Origin of the sequence: Paenibacillus sp. FSL L8-0663, assembly GCF_038008125.1 — a bacterium.
GTDB lineage: Bacteria > Bacillota > Bacilli > Paenibacillales > Paenibacillaceae > Paenibacillus > Paenibacillus polymyxa_D.
Window position 1 is genome coordinate 2617530 of the sequence record NZ_JBBOYM010000001.1, and the last position, 20809, is coordinate 2638338.

A 20809-nucleotide genomic window follows, 5' to 3' on the forward strand; every position below is an offset into this window, starting at 1 on the left:
CACCGAAAAGTTGAATGAATTGTTTAGAGTTGTGATTACAGACACGTTCACTTAAGAAGGCATTGGTCATATGCTGGAAGATATAGAGGACGAAATTGAGACTAAGCGAGCGTATTTGGTAAGTGACATGGAGAGTCACGGTTAGCAACACGGGCACCATAGTGATTAAACAAGGCAGGCCGGAAAATCGGTCTGCCTTGTTTTGATTTTTTTATCGTCACTGGCCAGATTCACAATTAGCAGGAAATAGCTTTAAGGCGGAAAGTAGAGCTGGTGAAGTCTCCAGAGAGATCCGAGACAACAAGCCCAATTTTCATTAGGCGGTCGCCTCCAAAAATTTCGCCATCAAATGCTACGCGGAAGGGGGAACCGCCATCTTCCACTAAGGTATTACCCGTATGGACTGCAGTGCTGCCTGTCGCCCCGTGTTCGATTATATACTTTTTATCTGGGTCAAGTCCTTTTAGAGTTAGTCGCCGGATGGGCCCATTTGGTTCAGCAAGTACGCGGAAGTAAGCGACAAACGCTTCGGATTGGTCCTCGCTAACAAACATCCAGGCCGTGTCGCCTCGGCCTTCAAACGGACTAAGCAGTCGATACATATCTCCCTGCTGTACAAGGGAACGGATTTCTTTATACTGGGCAATTTGTTTGGCAGCGAGTTCTTTTTCTTCATTCGTAAATGCAGTAAGGTCGAGTTCGTAGCCAAAATTCCCGCTCATTGCCACGTCGCCGCGTATGGCGAGGGAGGTGTTTCGTCCCACCTGGTGGTTCGGCACGTTCGATACATGTGCGCCCATGGTACTGGCCGGGTACACGATGCTTGTTCCATACTGGATAGCCAATCTTTCAATGGCATCGGTATCATCACTGGTCCATGTCTGCGGCATATAGTAGAGCATTCCGGGATCAAATCGCCCACCGCCTCCAGAACAGCTTTCGAACAAGATGTCCGGGAACTGGGAGGTCAGACGTTCCAACAGATCGTAAAGTCCGAGCATATAACGGTGCGCAGTTTCCTTTTGTCGTTCGCTAGGGGCTGTAGCCGAAGCAATCTCCGTCATGTTACGGTTCATGTCCCACTTGACATAAGTGATTGGAGCGATCGAAAATACGGAGCTAAGCGTCTCGTACAAGTAGTCGCATACTTCCTTGCGGGAGAGATCGAGCACCAGTTGGGATCGGCCTTCCGTCCGCCGCCGACCTTCCGCATGCAGGCACCAGTCGGGATGGTTGCGGTACAGTTCACTATCAGGTGATACCATTTCCGGCTCAACCCACAAACCAAACTGTAATCCTTGTTCATTAACCCGTTTGGCCAGGTCAGTAAGACCGCCGGGCAACTTGTGGCGGTCTTCGAACCAGTCCCCAAGCGAACTGTTGTCGTTGTCTCGCTTACCAAACCAACCGTCATCAAGAACAAACAGCTCAATTCCAAGAGGCCCCGCTTCTTTGGCAATCGCCTCGATTTTATCGGCGTCGAAGTCGAAATATGTGGCTTCCCAATTGTTCACGAGAATCGGACGTTCTTTGTCACGGTAAGCCCCTCGGCACAGACGTGTGCGATAGAGTCGGTGATAGGTGCGTGACATGCCCCCAAGACCTTTTTCGGAAAAGACCAATACGGCTTCAGGAGTCTGGAATGACTGACCCGGCTCAAGCCGCCAGGAGAAGTCAAAGGGATTGATTCCGATACTTACACGAGTCTGACTGAACTGCTCTACTTCTGCCTGTGCGACGAAGTTGCTGCTGTAGATTAGACTGAAACCGTACACATCCCCACGATCTTCAGTCACATCAGGCCGAAGCAGTGCCAGAAAGGGATTCATTTGGTGACTGCTGGAGCCCCGTCTACTCTCGAGCCGAATGGAGCCAGGTCCGAGGTCGCGGCGTTGGATATGTCTTTCCCGAACCCAGGCTCCAGGTAAGTAGAGGGCTTGGTAGTTGGAATCGGCGAAGTCGACAGAGGCGCTCATGGCGTGTTCAATATTCATGGTAGCGCTTCCCTTTTGTTCAAAAAGAGTAGATCTAGCAATGGCACTGTGGTTCGCAAATACAGTATAGAGCAGTGTAGTCTTAAGCCCCGAGTATTGATCCTCAAGGATCAAATAGAGGGTTGTGGCTTCATCATCCGATTCGGCATAGACGGAAGGAAGTCCCTCGAGCTTGGGTTTACCCGGTTCAATACGGTAACCACTATATTTTAGCTCAGTAGTTCGAGTTCCGTCCGCAAGTGCAACCTGGTAAGCCGGTTGACGAAAGTCGCTTGTTCCATACTGGGGGTATTCCTGAGGAAGCGTGTCCAAAGAAATTATACGACTGGAAGAAACGGGAGTGGGAGAGAAGGAGCAACGCTCCCTAAGTTCCAATATACTTGCGAGACTTTGGTCATGATGAAGTTGAGCTCCCCAATAGACATGTGCGGGATATCCTTCTACTAGCTGGATAATATAGCTGCAATCCTTGGACTGCAAATGAAACAAACCAAGCGCTTCGTTAACATGAATGTTCATGATATTCACTCCTCAGGGGTTATCATATTGATTGTTTTACGAAAGGATATTAATCAATGACAATAAGACTCTCAAGTACTAATTTTAGCCTTTTTTGCATGAGCTTTCTCGAATGACAAGCTTAGTCCCGATCACGCTATACGCAGGTGGTTCACGCCCCTCAAACCGTTCAGAGAGCAGTTGCACGGCAGCCTTTCCCATCTGTTCGGGATATGCACGGATAGTGGTTAGCGGAGGCTGCACGAAGGCTGCCATCTCAATGTCGTCGAAGCCAACAACAGCCATATCCTCTGGTACCTTGACTCCAAGTCCATGAAGGGCGCGGAGGGCACCAATAGCGAGCGGATCGCTTGCGACGAAGCAGGCTGTCGGTCGTTCCTGTTGGGCTAGGAGTTCGTTCATCATGAGATAACCATCCGCGGTACTCCAGGAAGCTATACGGACGAATTGAGGATTGTACAACCCTTGTTCCCGCATGAATCGTTCAAAATAATGCGCCCTTCGCTCACCGTCGCTCTTACCGCCGATAAATCCGATTTGTCGATGGCCAAGCTCAAGTAGATGTCCGAGTGCCTGATCAACAGCTTGTCTGAAATGAAGTCGTACAGAATCATACTCCAACTGTTCATGGTACTGGTCGACAAGAACAATGGTGTTCTTGTCAGGATGAAGCTTGAATACCTCTTCAGGATCAACGCCGCCCACAACAATCAGACCATCCGCCTTCTGTAAGGTGCCGATGGACGAGCGGCCTCGCAAGGTCTGTCCCAACGTCAGGCCAAGCTCTTCACAGCGCAGTTCGATTCCACGGCGGATCGAGGCGTAATAAGGATCGTCTCTTTCCTCCTCAATAGAACACCACAGCAGGAGGGAGACCGTTTTCCCGGCCCGTTCCGTATTCTGCTTTAATTGCCTCAGCCGGGTAGGCTTATACCCGAGTTGCTCGGCAACCAAAAAAATTCTGTTTTTGGTGTCTGAGCTTACGGACAGTGACAGATCGTTATTTAAAACCCTTGAAACGGTTGCGGCAGACACACCCGCTTCGCGGGCAATGTCTTTAATGGTTGCCAAAAGAGCTCACACCTTTTTAGTTAATAATTTTACTAAAAATCGACTTTATCCTAACACATCTCTAAAGTACTTTCAAGATGGACGGTTGAATTTTTTAAACTTTATTTTTGATCTACTACTGTAGAGATTGTTTGTGTTAACATGATGGATATTCTCTTGATGACGGAGGGGTTCTAGGTGAATATTCTGTCACTAGCTCGTAAGTGGTTTGGTCGACTTCGCTTTAAAAGCAAGGTTATAGCGGTATTTCTTCCGCTAATTATTGTTTCTCTGCTTATTCTTGGACTATTGTCCAACCAACTTTTCAGCCGTTCTTTGATAGACCAAACTACCAGCAATGTGGTCGATGAGTCTCAGCTTATCTTGTCTAGGACCGATTACATATTCAGGAGTGTGGAGACGGCGGCCAATATTATGGTCACGAATATTAACCGGATGTATGATTCATACGGTGCCAAACCTGATACTGCCATGGAGCCTATTCAGTTTGGAAACTTGATGCAGAGCCGCCTGTCCATTGATTTGTCAATCTTTCGTGAGGTGGATGCCGCTGTCTTCATTGATAACGAAGGGAAGATTTTCGCCTCTTATACCGAAAGCGGGGATGATCGCAAGATCTATAGCATGCTTAAGCGGGTAAGGGAATCTGAAAGTTATGGACAGGCCCTCTGGTTTGATATGGAGAAGAGGGATTTCCTAACTCCAGATCCGAGCTCTCCCGTTTTGACACTGGGGAAGACGGTCATTAATATAGACACCGGCGAACCCTATGGAACGCTTTTTCTGTTAGTGAAGGAAGAAGGTTTGTCCGATTACTTTCGTTCCAGCGATCCAGATGCACCCAAATCTTATTATTTTTTAGATAACGAAATGCGCGTGGCTGTGGCAGAAGACAATGAGATGCTGATGAATCCGGTGAATCCACAGCTGGGTGAGGCCATCCAACGTTGTGCCCCTAATGCATCCCATGGAACGTGCTCATTCGAGTATGAGGGCAACCTGATAACGGTCACTGATTATAACCGAATGGAATGGAAGTTGGTCAATATTGTTTCTCTTAGCCTGCTTACAGCTGATGTCCGGCAAAATGTTAGATTGTCGCTATTAATCGGTGTGTTATGCCTTGTTTTTTCCTGGCTGGGTGCTAGCTTTCTGTCCAGAATGGTCGTTAGTCCTCTCGAACAATTGACTAAGGCCATGCGAAAAGTAGTAACTGGTGATTTGCAACCTGTTGCAACAGTCCGTACTGAAGATGAAATCGGTACCATTGCAGAGGCGTTTAACTTTATGGTAAGACGGGTTCGGGAGCTGCTGGATGAGGTAAGGCAGGAACAGAACCGTAAGCGTGAATATGAGCTTGCACTGATAAGCGCCCAAATTAAACCGCATTTTCTGTACAACACTTTAGATACCATTTATGCACTCAATGAGTTAGATCGTAATGAGGAGGCTAGAGATACTACAAAAGCGCTGGCAGATTTTTATCGAATGGTGCTGAACAAGGGACGGGAACTAATCACTTTAGAAAAGGAAGCTCAGATTACTGATGATTACCTGACGATTCTGCAAATCCGTTATCCCGATGTGTTTCGCTATGAAGTGGATATTCCTCCCGAGTTTGAAGGTACACCGATCCCGAAGCTCTCGCTTCAGCCGCTTGTCGAGAATTCGATTTACCATGGCCTTAAGAAGAAAGGAACAAAAGGTTTTATCCGCATTTTTGCCTTTAGACAGGGCGATAAGGTGGTCGTTAGAGTGGAGGACAACGGCGTGGGGATGAACGAAATACAGGTTCAGACCATTATGTCCAGACATTTGCCGGAAGAAGGAATACGATCAATCGGCACCTACAGCGTTCAGCAGCGGCTGAGCCTGTATTTTGGCGAGGAGTATGGGATATCCGTGCAAAGTGTGCTCACGAAGGGAACAACTGTTGACCTGTCGCTGCCGATGCTGCCAAAGGGGAGTGAACACCAAAATGTATAAAGTGATGATTGTCGATGATGAACCGCTGTTCCGAGACTTTCTGCGTATGAAGATAGATTGGGAAATTCATGGTTTTCGGGTTTGCTGCGAAGCAAGGAACGGACAGGAAGCACTTCAGGAAGCCGAGCGGCATCAGCCACATCTCGCCCTCGTAGATATCAATATGCCCTTCATTGACGGAATTGAATTAGCCAAGAGATTGAAAGTCAAGTTCGAACGCATCGTTATTGTATTCATATCTGGACATAACGAATTTGAATACCTACAGAAGGCGGTTCGAACCGGAGTACAGGATTATTTGTTGAAGCCGTTCAATGCAGAAGAAATGCTCTCGATGTTGGAACGCATTAAGCCGAAGCTACCGGTGCTTCCACAGGAGAGCGAAAGTGCAGAGTTAAGGGGACAGGGCGGCGAAGTGTTGCATAGCAGAGCAGGTATGCCTGATTTGGGCCATCTACGCGATGCGGTTGTGCTTGACCTCCGAATGAAAGACAGTGAAACGCTAGAGGAGGTCCGTAAGGCAATCCGTCAGCTTAGTAAATATAAATGGGGAGACGAATACGCAGATGCGATGCTTATGGGAATCGTATCTTTAGCCCTTTCCTTTGCCAGTGAACGAGGCATTCCTTATGACCGGCTATGGGAAAATGGAGGAGACAATTCTCCTTACGAACGGCTGCGAGAGTTAGATTCCTGGGAGGCTGCTGAAGGTTGGATGCTCGCTCTATACCGCAAGCTGATCCAACTGATGGAGAATATGCGTCCTACGAAGGCTTCCAATTTATTTGTGGCGGCGATCAACTATATTGAGGAACATTATGCAGACTCAGAGCTGTCTGCTGAGCAGGTTTCGTGCGGAGTATTCGTCGATCCCAGCTACCTGCGCCGCGTATTTCGCAAGGAGTCTGGCTTTTCCATAGTGGATCATATTACACACATCCGAATGAAGAAGGCTAAGGAGCTTTTGCTGAAAGGAAATCGGAAGCTGTCAGAAATCGCTGAAAGTGTAGGATACAGTGACCCCAATTATTTTGGCAAATGCTTCAAGAAACGCTTTGGCATGACACCCACTGAATATGAGCAACTCAAAAAAAGGTAGCGCCTGTCCTGCGAGGCAGGACAACTTCGATTTAAGCCTGGCGGTTTTCCTATATACGGAGAACCGCTGCTCTATTTGTCCCGTTTTTTACTGGTTATGCCCGTTTTATTCCTTAATCAAGAATAGAAGCGGCAGTATACTGTAGTCATGCAAATGAAAGCGCAAACATAAAACACACTGCATGAGGGGGATTAAGCAAATGAAAAAAACTTACAAAAGTTGGAGTGCAGCTTTGCTAGTGCTCACTATGTCGATTGGATTGATTGCTTGTGGGGAAGATAACTCGACCTCTTCCAAGAGCGAGGCAGGGGACGGTACGATCAAATTAAAGGTGTATGCACAACATTTTGATGACGATACCATAAAGCCGTTCGATTATGCGGTGGAAGAGCTTAAAAAGAAGATGCCAAACGTAGAAATTGAACTGGATCCTGCCGTACAGGACGGAGGACAGAAGCTTAAAACCTATGCGGCAACGGGCAATATGCCGGATGTCTATTTAGCGGATTGGGCTGTCCTGCAAACTTTCGCAAAATCGAAAAATGTTGAGGTGCTGGACAACTATGACACAACGGCCGAATTCAAGAAGAATCTTAATCCGGGTGTTGAATCGCGTTTAGTAGCTCCAGACAATCATGTATATGCTTATCCCGAAACCGGCATTGAATTCCAAATGATCTATTACAACAAGTCAATTTTCGAGAAGGTAGGAATTAAAACACCGCTTAAGACGATTGACCAGATGACCGATGCAGCGAAAAAGTTGAAAGCTGCTGGTTACGTACCTATGTCAATCTTTGCCAAAGAAAAATGGATTACGACCGCTTTCTATAATGGGCTGGTTACAAGGGAGCAGCCGCGTGGATTTGGAGCACTTGATGAGAAGGGTGTAAAAGCATTGCCGGAAGCATTCGTAACAGCGGCACAGCAGATGAAGCAACTGCAAGCAGCCGGATTATTCGATGCAAACGCGACGAACACCAATTATGATCAGGCTTCGTCCCTGTTTTATCAGGGCAAAGCTGCCATGTTCGTGAATGGACAATGGGAAATTTACAGCTCACAGGAAAAGCTGGGCGACCAGGTCGACTGGATGTACTGGCCTGCAAAGGATGAAGCAACCTACGAGAAATCCAAATATTTCATTGACGGCTCAGGTTCTCCGCAGGGCTACGCAGTATCATCAAGTAGCAAAAATAAGGAAACAGCCGTAAAGGTAGCGGCGTTCCTTGCCACAAAGTCAGCCGAATACAGATACACTCAACTTGGAAGCCCAATTGTTTCGCAGAAAGTGGATAAGCCAATCGCCTCCAATGTTCCAGCAATGATGCAGCGAGTTGTCAAAGAGTTGCTGCCAAATGCGCAGGAATATGCTCAACTTCTGAGTAGTACAAAAATTCAGAACACTATTAATGACAATACTCAGAATTTGATGGTAGACAACTTTTCTGAAAACGATTTTGTGAACAATCTGAATAGCACATTGGATAAAGAAAACTGAGAATTCAGGAACTCGGCTGCCCTTGGCGGCATAAGTCGCTAGGGGATGCTGTTCCGAAGATAAGGGGTGGAAGCAAGACATGAATAAATATTTGGGGAACAAACCGGCACTCGCACTGTTTCTCCTCCCTGCTTTGATACTGTATAGCGTAATTTTGATATATCCCGTTCTGCAAACCGTTCTTCGCAGCTTTTATGATTGGGATGGACTGAGTACGCTGACCTTTTCGGGACTGAGTAATTATCGGGAACTGTTCTCCGATCCTCTACTTGCTACTTCGCTTAAGAACGGATTAATATTTGCCATTGTTCTGGCGGTCTTTCAGATCGGACTGGGAACACTATTAGCGCTAATCTGTGCTGACCCGCGCACACGCGGGCGAAAAATACTGAAAACGTCTTATTTTATCCCAGTTGTCCTATCGGTAACCGTGGTGTGCCAGCTGTGGATCGCAATCTATGACCCAACTAACGGATTGATCAACCGACTGTTTGATCTCTTGAACATCCCGTACCAGCAAAATTGGCTGAGCTCCCCGACAGCATCGATTATTGCCATTGCCTTCGTTAATGCCTGGCAGTTTATGGGTTATCAATTTGCGTTGTTATATGCGGGAGTTAAGTCAATACCCGAAGACTACTTTGAAGCCGCCACGATTGACGGTTGCAGCAAATGGAGAGCGCACTGGCATGTCACGCTTCCACTGATGAGGGAAACGTACAAATTCTGCTTCATTATTGCGATTACCTCTGGAATAGGGGCCTTTGTGCAGATGCTGATTATGACAAACGGAGGGCCCGGCACTACAAACTATACATTGACATTCATGATTTACCGTTATGCTTTTATGGAAAGCAATTATGGGTATGCGTGTGCTGTATCCGTGCTGCTTGTACTAATCTCACTACTGGCAACTGTAGTTATCAATAAGCTGTTCGACCGCGGACAAACCGCCTGATAAGGCGTGTATTGAAAAGGAGAACGAAATGAGTAAAACTGCTTTGAGCAAGTTCAGACAAGCTGTTCTGCAGATACCGCTGTGGTTGTATTTTATTGTCTCGGTCTACCCGTTGTTCTGGATGGTTTCCTACTCGTTCAAGAACAACGATGAGATCTTTGTCTCTAACCCATTTGGACTGCCAACGCATTTTCGTTACGAAAATTACATCAATGCGTGGACGCAATTTAATATTCCCCGTTACTTTCTGAACAGTCTGGTTGTGTCAACGATTTCGACTTTGTTCATCCTTTTGCTGGCTCTGATGTTTGCCTTCGCAGTGGCTCGTATGAGATGGAGGTTTCGTTCTGCTGTCCGAACTTATATGATCATAGGAATGTTTATGCCACTGCAGGTTATCATGATACCGCTGGCGATTCTGGTTCGCGATTTTCATCTTACGAATACGTACGGAGCTCTTATTCTTCCTTATATCGCAATTGGGCTTCCTTTCTCGTCAATGATTTTCTATGGATTCCTAACAGCAATTCCTAAAGAGATTGAAGAGGCGGCATGCATGGATGGAGCTAATATTTATAGACTGTTCCTGAAAATCATTATGCCACTTGCATTGCCTGCAATTGCGACGGTAGCCATTTTTCAATTCTTGAACAACTGGAATGAGTTCACTTTGGCCTATATTCTAATTTCTGATGAAAATATGAAAACATTGCCTCTAGGCTTACTTTTCTTCCAGGGTTCCTACAGTACGGATTGGGGAGCCATGGGAGCTGTTATGACTATGGCCTCCTTACCGATGGTACTTGTCTACCTGTTCTTGAGTGAACAAGTGGAGCGGGCGATGACGGTAGGTTCCGCTGTAAAAGGATAGAAAGGATAAACTGCCCGGGGTTGAGAATCAGAAAAAGATTCTCAACCCCGGGCAGTTTTGTTATGTACATACGTTAGTTCAATCCGACGATGGTCTGTAGGTAATCAGAAACCTTACAGCAAAGAAATGTTTTTGTAAGATTCAACTGTTGTTCGTTATGTAGAAGCTAATTATGCTGGTAAATAGCTAGGCAAGGAAAGAAGTGAGCAGTTTGAAAGATCCAAAGCAAAGTTTCAATGAAATATTAAAAAATCGTAAAAGAACTATTATAACAGTCATAGTTGTCGTTATTATAATTACATTGTTAATCACTCTGGTATTTGGCACCATGCATATTATCCGGGGTTCTATATACACTACCACGAAAACCTCTTAAATCTACAACCAAAGGGGATTAGATTGTTGTTATTGCTTGAATGATCAAATAAAGGCATTATAGAGAAATCAGTTGTTAAAAATTCAAGCACTAAGAAGGTAGAAAACACGATGCAGAAGATATTAATAGTAGAGGATGACCCTCAAATCAGCTCCTTGCTCCAATCCTATCTTGAGAAATATGGTTATCAAGGAATTATTGTTTCAAATTTTGATCAAGTTCTGGCTATCTTTCAAGAGGTAAAGCCTGATTTGGTACTACTTGATGTGAATCTACCTCGTTTTGATGGATTTTATTGGTGCAGGCAAATACGGACTCAGTCTACGTGCCCCATCCTTTTTGTGTCTGCACGCGATGATAAAATGGATCAGGTCATTGCTTTGCAAAACGGAGCAGATGATTACATTACGAAACCATTTTATCCCGAAGTAATGTTAGCCAAAGTAGAAAGCAATCTGCGACGTGCCTATGGTTCTTATGCCGTTGCTCCAAAATCACGTTCTTTAAAAGTGTCAGGTTTGACGCTATATCCCGATATTATGGAACTTGAGTTCCAGGACAAGCAGGCAGAGATGAGCCAGAAAGAAGCAGCACTGCTAGAGCTATTGATGACGTATCCTAAGCAGGTTGTGGGTAGAGTTCATCTTTTAGAGGCTTTATGGGACGATCACCAATATGTGGGCGAAAACACACTGAATGTTTATGTCACTCGGTTACGCAAAAAACTGAGCGAGCTGGGACTAGGGGATATCATAGAGACGGTTCGAGGGGCTGGCTATCGGCTTCACTTGACTGAGGAGGAAGAACGGTGAAGCTTTTTTGGCGCGACCATTTTTCGCTGGTCATTTTTAATATCATCCAACTTTTTCTTGTGTTAAGTATCTATTGGATGGATGGTTATCGTAACTGGTCGACGGCCCTATATTCCGTCTTTTTTGGGTCCATCCTATTGGTAGTCTATTTGCTGTTCCGATACGTTATGTATTCTGGCTTATATCGCATATTATCCGCTACAAACATTAGAGATTTAGATGAGCTTATTCAAATGAAGGTACTTAATCCGCTAGCCTCTTCTTTACAACATTTGCTTTTACAATATTATCGATTATATCAGTCCCGAATACATCAGTTAGAGCATCAGCAGCGCGATCATATTACGTTTATCAATCAGTGGGTTCACCAGATGAAAACTCCTCTTTCTGTTATTCATTTAATCCTCAAAGGAAGAATAGACCCCGAATCGGATCAGATTCACGATGAGATTGATCGAATGGGCAAAGGACTGGACATGATTTTGTATATGTCACGATTGGAATCCTTTGAACCAGATTTTCATGTGGAGCCTGTTGTATTACGAAATCTGATTAGTGATGTGATTTATGATAACAAAAGATTATTGATCCGCAACGAAATTTATCCTTCCAATGAAGTGGACGAGCAGTTGAGTGTGATTACTGATGCCAAATGGCTAAGATTTATCATTAATCAATTGGTGACTAATGCGATAAAGTACTCTTCAGGTCATGCTCACAGTCTGAAATTAATATCTGACGTGAGGGATCATGTGATTGTGTTGAAAGTACAGGATGAGGGGATTGGTATCCCAAAAAAAGATATAGAGCGGGTATTTGAGGCTTATTACACAGGTGAAAACGGACGGAAGTATAGTGAATCTACCGGGATGGGGCTCTATTTAGTGGCAGAAGTCTGCAAAAGGCTGAATCACGACATTCAATTGAAATCGACGGTTGGTAAAGGGACGACGGTTCAAATCCTGTTTTCCATTGGCAAATGAGAAACCTTACAACACATTTAAGGTTTTTGTAATGTTAATCGGTCGCTTCACTTATCTGGATGGATTATGATCATAGCATAGGAAAAGAAAGGAATGAACGATGGAGATTGTACGAATGGATCAAGTTACCAAAATATACTATGGCAAGGTTCCCTACCGAGCTCTTAACAATATCCATTTAACGATCAAACAAGGCGAGTTTGTTGGTATTATGGGGCCGTCTGGTAGTGGGAAGACAACATTATTAAATATGATTTCGACCATTGATATGCCGACTTCTGGCGAGGTTAGCATTAAAGGGGAAAATCCACATCTGCTCAAGAAGGATAAGCTGGCTTTATTTCGCCGCAAAGAACTGGGGCTTGTATTTCAAGATTATAATTTGCTGGAAACCCTCACTTTGGGAGAAAACATACTGTTTCCTCTGATGCTGAATAAAAAAGGGTTAAAGGAAATGGAGCACAAACTGGAAGAAGTAGCGAAAAAACTGGATATTTCAGATGTTTTGGACAAACGGCCTTATGAGGTATCGGGGGGACAAAAACAACGTGCAGCCATAGGCAGGGCTATGATTCATTCTCCTTCGCTCCTGCTTGCAGATGAACCAACCGGAAATCTCGATTCCAAGTCTTCGCGTGTTGTAATGGAAATGCTGAGCCTTGTTCACCGTGTAGACTATTCTACAATTGTGCTGGTAACACACGGCGCCTTGGAAGCTAGCTATTGCGATCGGGTCATTTTTATTAAAGATGGTGAGTTATATAATGAAATCCGTCGTAGTCATAGTCAGCAAATATTTTTTCAGGAAATCATAGATATGCTCTCCTTTTTGGGGGGAAGTAGACATGCACATGAGCTTTCGTCTGTTAGCATGGAATAATCTCAAACGCAATGCGCGTGCTTACGTTCCTTATTATTTAAGCAGCTCCTTGATGATTACGATTTTTTTCGTATATGCGGTATTTATTTTTCACCCGGATGTCTCGAATGTAATCACAGCAGCTAACGTAAAAAAGGGATTACAGGTTGCGGATCTGTTAATCTTTATATTTTCCTTTTTTTTCGTATTATACACAAACAATATCTTTGTTGCTGCACGTAAGAAAGAATTTGGTATACTCACCATTTTAGGAGCGAGTCATAGGCAAATTTGTTTTTTGGTAGCTTTTGAAAATCTAATTATAGGCTTTTTATCATTGGTGACCGGGATGATCGGAGGATTTGCTTCAGCGAAGTTTTTCCTGCTTATGGGTTCCCATGTCACAGGAATTTATTTAAGATTTTATTTTCCCTGGAAAGCACTGGCTTTTACAGGAATCGGCTTTATGTTTTTGTTTATATTGATCTCACTTGTGTCTGTTTTCTTTATCCGACGTTTTAAACTACAGCAGCTTTTTAGCAAGGTTCCTCAGCTTAACAAAGAACCTAAAGCTTTATGGAGTCTGTCCATTCTTGCCATAGTATTAATCGGAGCAGCTGTATATTTAATGAAGCTTGATTTTTCACCATACATTTATCTGGCACCGTATCGTTTAGGGACCCTTTCTTTTTATATATTGCACTATTCGGTCGGAGACACCTTTAAATATACAATTATAATGGGATCTCTGGGTATTTACTTATTTTATAATCAATCATGTGTACTATTCATTCAATTGCTTAGAGCTAACAGGAAATGGTCTTGGAGCGGATCGCGTTTGTTATGGTTATCTGAGATCACATATAAAATGAGGAATAATGCCGGGCTTTTTTCATTGATTACCCTCATTTCTATCATTTCCTGTGTAGGAGCCGCATCAACTTTTGACTCCATGCAGCAGCAAAAAAGATTTCTTAAGGAGCAATCTTATTCATTTGCATTTACTTCTGATGTTGTAAGTTCTAACGAGCTTGAAAAAGAGATTGACCAAAATCTGTATACGGCTGGGGTGGATTATGCGAAAGGTGAAGTGTTGATCTTTCCCTTTCGTGAACAACTCGCGCCAGTGATGAAACATTCCAACTATGAAGCACTTGCTTCCAAGTTTAAGAAGCTGAAGCAGATACCTGCGCTTCGGGAGAATCAAGGTTTTTTCATTATCGATCCAAACGAGATGTCTCTCGAAGAAAAGAAAACCTTTTTTGAAAAAAAGCTAACTTACAAGCAAGGGAAATATCATATGATGAATCTTCAGATTATGGATACTAAGATGATAGATCATAACCTGAAGTTTGATGGAAATATCGTCTCTGAACTAGGAAGGCTACTTGTTGTTTCTGATCGAACTTACGACTATTTAATTGAACAACGGTATTTCAATGATCCATTGGCATATAAATCTACTTATTATTTTGTGCCAAAATGGAAAAATGGCCAACTTTCCTTAGAAACTTCTGAAACTCAACAAGAGGTATGGTTGTATTCCGTGTTGGCCAATAAGGTGAATAAAGGGGTGCTTAACTCTAGGGCAGTAGACTATTTGACATCGGAGATGGATCTAGTTATTAGTGAATTTATTGGCGGATTTATCGCCATTATTATGTTGGCAAGTACAGTAAGTCTGCAGTATTTCAGATTGTATGTAGATCTTCAGCGAGATGAAGAAATATACCGAGCTTTATCGAAAATCGGACTAAACTCAAGGGAAATGAGACAATCGGCTTCCAGACAAATTGCATTCATATTTCTTCTGCCATTAGTCGTATCGTCTATAGGAATGGTGCTTTGTTTAGTGATTTCAGAACCATCTGGAATATATGGAGTACCCGTTCACCTTACGCTGATTCAGATTATGCTGTGCTTCTGGGCCATCCAATTCCTTTCCTTTCTTATTGTACGTTCACTGTATCTCCGTCAATTAGATTTAAAGATATTGTAAGGAAGGATAAGTTGTGTGTAAAAATTTGCAGAAGGGTAGGATGAAGTTCCTCCTTTCTGGAATTTTGCACTGAAAAGAAGATAAAGTCTCAAGTGGGATACAGAAGAAAACACATAATTCGTATAACAACGTAATTATAAAACTATATTTAAATCGATACCATATTTTTAAAGTGGGGATATCTATGAAAAAACGTATGTTCATTTTATTGCTGCTCGCCTTGTCGGCCAGTTCTTTATTAGAGTCCTTTGTTCAAGCAGAGGAGGCGCAGCAGCAGGTTACCAAAGCAAGTGTGAAACTAACACTGAGTCAAGCTCAGCAATGGGCACGATCCAATAGCTTTAGCTTGAAGGAAGCCCAGCAAACGATAGATCGTAACCGAATTATGCTGAAAAATGCAGGCAAGAATCTGGATTTCATTCCTGCAGGTCAAGGCAACGGCGAAGAAGATGTGGCTAGTAGTTCAGCATGGAAGGGGTATGCTTCATCGACAGTTTCTTATTTGGAATCCAAAAAGCAAATCGAGCTTGCCCAAGATCAGGCAGACTACACTGCAATGAAGAATTACTATGACGTACTTCTGGCTGATAACAAAGTCAAGAGTAGTGAGGATGCACTTTTGCTCGCGCAATTGGAGGAAAAAGCTGCTGAAGCGAAGGCTAACCGTGGGAAAATTTCTCCAGGTGATCGAAGTACGATTTTTCAGACTCGTATAGAGGCTCAAAAGAATGTAGACATTGCTAAAGCTGCACTGCAAAAAGCGCAGGATTCGCTTAATACACAAATGGGACAGTCACAAGGAAATTTATATGAACTGGTGGACAGACCCGTTTACCGGAAAATGGATAACACGAATCTGGATACGCTAGTGTCGCGTGCCATCTCAGCGAGTCCTTCGGTATGGAGACAGGAGGAGGCAGTCAAGCTAGCAAAAATGGAAATTAAATATTACACGTGGAACTCGGGAACGGATGACTATGAAATTAAACAGATAGATGTAGATTCAGCACAAGGTGGACTGGAAAATACCAAGGATCAACTGGCAGAAACACTGAAAAGTATGTACTTTAATTTACAGCAAAATGAAGAACAATACGAACAAATGCGAAGTAATCTACAGAACCTTAGTAAAGTGTTGGACATTTCTCGCAAAAGAAAGGCACGTGGATTTGCAACAGGTACGGAGGTCGCCACGAATCAGTTGAAAGTAAAGCAAATCGAACGGAATATGGATGAACTCATTGTTCAAATGACGCTGCTGCAACATGCTTTAAACAAGCCGTGGAGTGTATAGGATTTAGCAAAAATACAATTTAAGGGGATATAACATTGTCGGAAACAGAAAAGAAAGATAAAAATTCATTACAAGTATTAAGAAAGAAAAGAAGAGTGAAAAGGAGCATAGGTATTCTGATCTTGCTCATTATAGCGGGAATTGGCGGTACGCTCTACATGAAAAGGGGCCAGGAAAAACCTGTGGAGGCTCCGGCGAATCAGGTCGTACAGGTACAGAAAGCTAACATAACCGAGTCGCTTAGCGTGACTGGAACCGTTCAGGCTTCCAAGGAAGTAAATATTAATTTTACAAATATCGAGGGTGCCAAGCTCGTCGCTGTCAATGTCAAAGCAGGAGATAGCGTCAAGGCAGGTCAGGTGCTAGCACGACTAGATGATTCAGATGCCAGGCTGCAAATTAAGGATGCCGAATCTAATGTCGCAATTGCAAGGGCCAAACTGGACGAAGCCAAGCGCGGACCCAAAACAAATGATATCGAGCTACAGAAAGCAAATGTCTTAAAGGCACAGATGGCGATTAAAACAGCCAAGAACGCGATGGAATTAGAGGAAGCTGCTGCGCAAAAGGAGGCAGCCAAGGTGACTTTGGATAAAGCCCAGAAGGATTATGATGACCAGGCTTATCTGGTTCAGAATGATGCGGCAGCAGAAAGTGACCTGGCGACAGCCAAGCAAAATCTGGATAAGGCAAAACTGGATATGAGCAATGCAGAGCTGCAGTACAAGAAGGCACAGACCAAGCAAACTGAGGCGATCGAAGAGGCGGAAATGGGCTATAAAACAGCATTAATACAATTAAAGGCTGCACAGTCCCCACCTGAAGCTTCCAACATCCAATCTGCACAAGCTTCTTTATTGCAGGCTGAAACGGCATTAGAGCAGAAGAAAAGTGTTCTAAGTAAATTACAGGTTACGGCGCCGTGGGACGGGATTATTTTGAAGGTCAACGGCGATGTGGGCACTAGTCCTACTGCACCTTTTATTGTCATGAATAACTCCAACACAGGGGTTATGAAGGTTCTTGCCAAGGTGAACGAAAGTGATATTGCTAAATTAAAGACCGGACTTCAGGCGACAATGCACTCGAATTCATTCCCGGACAAACAATTTAAAGGCGAAGTACGCTTTGTTTCTCCAGAGCCGGTGACGGAAGCCAATGTGACTACATACAAAATTGAATTGTCTTTGGATAGCCAAAACATAAGGCTGCAACCGGGGATGAATATGGATGTATCTCTACTGTTAGCTGAACACAAAAATGCGCTGTCTGTGCCATTGTTTGCCTTGAGGTCTGAAGGCGGTGTGGATGGAGTATATGTGGCGAAGAACACAGCGAATCCGGCCGATTATGAGTTTAGACCCGTGAAACTGGGTGTTTATACAGCGGATCAGGCCGAAATCAAGTCCGGTGTCAAGGAAGGTGAAACCATTGTTATTCCTCCTCAGAACAGCAGTGCTGACCCGAATGGCAGTGGAGGGGGGCAGACACAATGAGTGAAACTCAATCCAATAACACCGTTATTGAAATTAAAGAGCTGAAAAAAAGGTATGAAGTAGGCGGTCAGGAGATTCAGGCTCTACGCAGTGTGAACTTATCTATTAGCGAAGGGGAGTTTGTTGCTATCATGGGGCCCTCTGGTTCAGGCAAGTCCACCATGATGAATGTTATTGGTTGCCTGGATCATCCGGATACCGGTAAATACTATCTGGATGGTTACTCCATATTGGATGCTCGTGAGAACGAACTTTCAGAGATTAGAAATCAGAAGCTAGGATTTGTGTTTCAGAAATTCTATCTCCTGCCTCGTACTACAGCTTTAGCAAATGTGGAGCTGCCTATGATGTATGCAGGTGTTCCTGCCAAGGAGCGTCGGGAAAGAGCTATAGAGGCGCTTCGGATGGTGGGCCTTGCAGAACGGATGTATAACAAGCCTAACGAGCTTTCTGGCGGTCAGCAGCAGCGGGTTTCCATCGCCCGAGCTTTGGTGAATCATCCGGTCATTCTGCTGGCAGATGAGCCTACGGGTGCACTGGACACGAAGACGAGCATCGAGATTATGGAGCTGTTCCAAGGCTTGAATGAGCAAGGAAAAACCATTGTCCTGGTTACTCATGAACTGGAAGTAGCGGAATATGCCAAACGATTGATCAGCTTTCGGGATGGTAACATTGAGCGAGATGAGCCTATTGCAAATAGACGAATTTCATCAAGGGTGGTAAGTCTATGAATCTGATGGAAACGATCCGTGTATCGATGAACAGCTTAACTACCAACAAGATGCGCTCATTTTTAACGATACTCGGTATTATTATCGGGGTGGCAGCGGTGATTGCCATTATGGCCATCGGGAATGGCTCAAAGGCCAGTATTAAGGAGGAAATCAATAAGTTAGGAAATAACGTACTTTTGGTTGCTCCCGTCATGCCAATGACTGAGGAAGAAATAAATCAGGATACCTTGCCCTCATTTACGTGGACAGATGTCGAGGCATTGGAACAAAAGAGTTCGATTGCAGCAATGATGCCCCGTATTTCAAGCAGTTCAAAAGCTGCATGGGGGCGATATAACTATAATGCAACCATTGTAGGGACATCTGCTTCATTTTACAAGGCCAAAAAGTTTTCCTTTGCCGAGGGCAGAACATTTACCAACGATGAGATGGATAAACGTAGGAATGTTGCCATTCTGGAAAGCCAAGCGGTTGTGCGTCTTTTTGGTGGAGATACCAAAGGCGTATTGGGACGAACGTTTCAAATCAAACAGATCCCTTTCAAAGTAATCGGAGTATTGAATTCTCAGCCTGTTACGAATTTAAGCTACAGTACAAATGATCAAATCTACATCCCGGCTACAACCATGATGAACCGTCTGGGTGAGAAAAACATTACTGGTCTGGAGGTATCCGCCAAGTCACCAGGCTTGATGGGTCAGGCTCAATCAGACATATTGGAAAGCTTGCGTGTGACGCATCAGCTAAAACCTTCGGAACCGGATCAATTTCAAGTAATGAGTCTGTCCGAAGCAGCAGGTGCAGCATCCGGTGTAGATAATATCATGACCAGCTTGCTGGGAGGTGTAGCTGCGATCTCACTTGTGGTAGGGGGAATCGGAATTATGAATATTATGATGGTGTCGGTTATAGAGCGCACGAAAGAAATTGGTATTCGAAAAGCTATTGGTGCCAAGCCAAGAGATATTATGATTCAATTCCTGTCCGAAGCGGTCATTTTTGGTCTGCTAGGGGGGATGCTCGGGGTTGTTACAGGCGTAGGCGCCTCCAAAATAATCGAAGCAACAGCACGCATGACCATTGAATTTACAATCTCGCCGATCCTATATTCGTTTCTTAGCTCTGCAGGTACAGGCATTCTATTTGGGGTATATCCGGCTTATAAAGCAGCAAGATTAAAACCAATAGATGCATTGAGATACGAATAATTGAATGGGCACATGGTCGCAACATAAAACGTGAACTGCTTCTAGATTTTTGGAGGAATATATACTATGGAAAAAAGCTATGTGCAAAATAGAACCAGAGCTCATCGAATGAAGAGGAAGAGAAGAAGACTACTGTTTATTATTCTCATTTGTATGGTTCTAATGATTATAAAACTCTTTGACATCTTCAGTAGTAAACCACAGCCAGTAAAAACGATTGAATATGCAGAAAAAATAGAATCAGTATCAACCGACAAACTAAATAACAAATCCAAAGGGAGCGAATCTTCTCTACAAAATGTTTCGGATGTTGAAGATGCAGCATTTGTTGAAAAGTACTTAAATCAGCAAATGCAAGGGCAGCGACCTGAGGGGATCGACGGTAAAAAAGTAGTCTATTTATCTTTTGATGATGGTCCATCGGTTACCGTAACGCCTAAAATATTAGATATTCTTAAAAAAGAAAGTGTGAAAGCAACGTTTTTTGTGGTAGGAAAAGCAGTAGAGGAAAATGAAGTGACTAAAAAAATAACAAAAAGATTGGTTAAGGAAGGACATGCGATCGGAAATCATACCTACTCACATGACTACAGTTATTTGTATCCGAATCAGACTGTGAATTCGAGCAGTTTTATGAATGATATTGAAAAAACAAATCAAGTTTTAAAGCAAATATTGGGGCAGAATTTTTCCACAAGAGCGATTCGATTTCCAGGCGGCCACATGATATGGCAGAGAAATGATCCCGATGGTATGGAAGTACTGGACAAAGAACTACAGGATAAGGATTACCATCAGATTGACTGGAATGTGTTACCTAAAGATGCAGAGGGTGCACGTAAGAATGCTGAGCAATTAATTAGTGAATTCATGAGAAATATTGGGACTAGAGAAAAAGCAGTGGTACTCATGCATGACACTTATGGGAAGGAAGAAACAGCCAAAGCCTTGCCTGAAATCATAAGATATTTAAAAAAGCAGGGATATGAATTTAAGACTATCAAGTAACGTACCGATTTCAATCAAAGCATGAAGGGATACGCAAT

General features: G+C 43.8%; 16 protein-coding genes. 14 read left to right on the forward strand and 2 right to left on the reverse strand.

Annotation, left to right across the window (positions count from 1 at the left end):
* Positions 1 to 236: 236 nt before the first annotated feature.
* Together MKY75_RS11685 and MKY75_RS11690 are read right to left on the reverse strand one after the other, a co-directional pair.
* A complete protein-coding gene (locus MKY75_RS11685; protein ID WP_340885353.1) occupies positions 237 to 2513 on the reverse strand; it encodes an alpha-galactosidase in 2277 nt (758 codons plus the stop codon).
* Between the two features lie 84 nt (positions 2514 to 2597).
* Positions 2598 to 3584, reverse strand: a complete 987-nt coding sequence (locus MKY75_RS11690; protein WP_340885356.1) for a LacI family DNA-binding transcriptional regulator — start codon at positions 3582 to 3584, stop codon at positions 2598 to 2600.
* 177 nt (positions 3585 to 3761) lie between these two features.
* Between MKY75_RS11690 and MKY75_RS11695 the strand changes: the two genes are divergently transcribed.
* The 14 genes from MKY75_RS11695 (at position 3762) to MKY75_RS11760 (ending at position 20771) form a co-directional block, all read left to right on the forward strand.
* The gene (locus tag MKY75_RS11695) at positions 3762 to 5570 is read left to right on the forward strand and encodes a cache domain-containing sensor histidine kinase (protein WP_029518498.1); all 1809 of its coding nucleotides are present in this window, start codon (positions 3762 to 3764) and stop codon (positions 5568 to 5570) included.
* Positions 5563 to 6669 carry a response regulator transcription factor gene (locus MKY75_RS11700; RefSeq protein ID WP_029518497.1) on the forward strand — a complete coding sequence of 369 codons (1107 nt, stop codon included), beginning with the start codon at positions 5563 to 5565 and terminating at the stop codon, positions 6667 to 6669. The genes MKY75_RS11695 and MKY75_RS11700 overlap by 8 nt, the downstream gene beginning before the upstream one ends.
* Before the next feature lie 199 nt (positions 6670 to 6868).
* Complete coding sequence (locus tag MKY75_RS11705) at positions 6869 to 8170, forward strand: ABC transporter substrate-binding protein (RefSeq protein ID WP_069011309.1); 1302 nt, start codon at positions 6869 to 6871, stop codon at positions 8168 to 8170.
* 79 nt (positions 8171 to 8249) lie between these two features.
* The gene (locus tag MKY75_RS11710) at positions 8250 to 9128 is read left to right on the forward strand and encodes a carbohydrate ABC transporter permease (RefSeq protein ID WP_029518495.1); all 879 of its coding nucleotides are present in this window, start codon (positions 8250 to 8252) and stop codon (positions 9126 to 9128) included.
* A 28-nt stretch (positions 9129 to 9156) separates the two neighbouring features.
* Positions 9157 to 9999, forward strand: a complete 843-nt coding sequence (locus MKY75_RS11715) for a carbohydrate ABC transporter permease (protein WP_029518494.1) — start codon at positions 9157 to 9159, stop codon at positions 9997 to 9999.
* A 486-nt stretch (positions 10000 to 10485) separates the two neighbouring features.
* A complete protein-coding gene (locus MKY75_RS11720) occupies positions 10486 to 11187 on the forward strand; it encodes a response regulator transcription factor (protein ID WP_340885358.1) in 702 nt (233 codons plus the stop codon).
* Complete coding sequence (locus tag MKY75_RS11725; protein ID WP_340885360.1) at positions 11184 to 12170, forward strand: sensor histidine kinase; 987 nt, start codon at positions 11184 to 11186, stop codon at positions 12168 to 12170. Before MKY75_RS11720 ends, MKY75_RS11725 begins: the two co-directional genes overlap by 4 nt.
* Before the next feature lie 100 nt (positions 12171 to 12270).
* Positions 12271 to 13050 carry an ABC transporter ATP-binding protein gene (locus MKY75_RS11730; protein WP_340885361.1) on the forward strand — a complete coding sequence of 260 codons (780 nt, stop codon included), beginning with the start codon at positions 12271 to 12273 and terminating at the stop codon, positions 13048 to 13050.
* Complete coding sequence (locus MKY75_RS11735) at positions 13016 to 15028, forward strand: ABC transporter permease (protein WP_340885364.1); 2013 nt, start codon at positions 13016 to 13018, stop codon at positions 15026 to 15028. The genes MKY75_RS11730 and MKY75_RS11735 overlap by 35 nt, the downstream gene beginning before the upstream one ends.
* A gap of 184 nt (positions 15029 to 15212) precedes the next feature.
* On the forward strand, positions 15213 to 16322 hold the full coding sequence (locus MKY75_RS11740; protein ID WP_340885367.1) for a TolC family protein: 1110 nt from the start codon (positions 15213 to 15215) through the stop codon (positions 16320 to 16322).
* A gap of 35 nt (positions 16323 to 16357) precedes the next feature.
* Entirely contained in the window at positions 16358 to 17818 is a 1461-nt protein-coding gene (locus MKY75_RS11745) for an efflux RND transporter periplasmic adaptor subunit (RefSeq protein WP_165150588.1), read from the forward strand.
* The gene (locus tag MKY75_RS11750; protein WP_029518487.1) at positions 17815 to 18552 is read left to right on the forward strand and encodes an ABC transporter ATP-binding protein; all 738 of its coding nucleotides are present in this window, start codon (positions 17815 to 17817) and stop codon (positions 18550 to 18552) included. The genes MKY75_RS11745 and MKY75_RS11750 overlap by 4 nt, the downstream gene beginning before the upstream one ends.
* Positions 18549 to 19763: an ABC transporter permease gene (locus MKY75_RS11755; protein WP_029518486.1), complete on the forward strand. Its 1215-nt coding sequence runs from the start codon at positions 18549 to 18551 to the stop codon at positions 19761 to 19763. The genes MKY75_RS11750 and MKY75_RS11755 overlap by 4 nt, the downstream gene beginning before the upstream one ends.
* 66 nt (positions 19764 to 19829) lie before the next feature.
* A complete protein-coding gene (locus MKY75_RS11760; RefSeq protein WP_340885369.1) occupies positions 19830 to 20771 on the forward strand; it encodes a polysaccharide deacetylase family protein in 942 nt (313 codons plus the stop codon).
* The last annotated feature ends 38 nt before the right edge of the window (positions 20772 to 20809 follow it).

Bases quoted from the DNA above. Each gene is read 5' to 3' on its own strand.
- MKY75_RS11730 (WP_340885361.1), top strand. From the start codon at position 12,271: ATGGAGATTGTACGAATGGATCAAGTTACCAAAATATACTATGGCAAG.
- MKY75_RS11705 (WP_069011309.1), top strand. From the start codon at position 6,869: ATGAAAAAAACTTACAAAAGTTGGAGTGCAGCTTTGCTAGTGCTCACT.
- MKY75_RS11735 (WP_340885364.1), top strand. From the start codon at position 13,016: ATGCACATGAGCTTTCGTCTGTTAGCATGGAATAATCTCAAACGCAAT.
- MKY75_RS11700 (WP_029518497.1), top strand. From the start codon at position 5,563: ATGTATAAAGTGATGATTGTCGATGATGAACCGCTGTTCCGAGACTTT.
- MKY75_RS11740 (WP_340885367.1), top strand. From the start codon at position 15,213: ATGAAAAAACGTATGTTCATTTTATTGCTGCTCGCCTTGTCGGCCAGT.
- MKY75_RS11750 (WP_029518487.1), top strand. From the start codon at position 17,815: ATGAGTGAAACTCAATCCAATAACACCGTTATTGAAATTAAAGAGCTG.
- MKY75_RS11760 (WP_340885369.1), top strand. From the start codon at position 19,830: ATGGAAAAAAGCTATGTGCAAAATAGAACCAGAGCTCATCGAATGAAG.
- MKY75_RS11755 (WP_029518486.1), top strand. From the start codon at position 18,549: ATGAATCTGATGGAAACGATCCGTGTATCGATGAACAGCTTAACTACC.
- MKY75_RS11720 (WP_340885358.1), top strand. From the start codon at position 10,486: ATGCAGAAGATATTAATAGTAGAGGATGACCCTCAAATCAGCTCCTTG.
- MKY75_RS11710 (WP_029518495.1), top strand. From the start codon at position 8,250: ATGAATAAATATTTGGGGAACAAACCGGCACTCGCACTGTTTCTCCTC.
- MKY75_RS11715 (WP_029518494.1), top strand. From the start codon at position 9,157: ATGAGTAAAACTGCTTTGAGCAAGTTCAGACAAGCTGTTCTGCAGATA.
- MKY75_RS11685 (WP_340885353.1), bottom strand. From the start codon at position 2,513: ATGAACATTCATGTTAACGAAGCGCTTGGTTTGTTTCATTTGCAGTCC.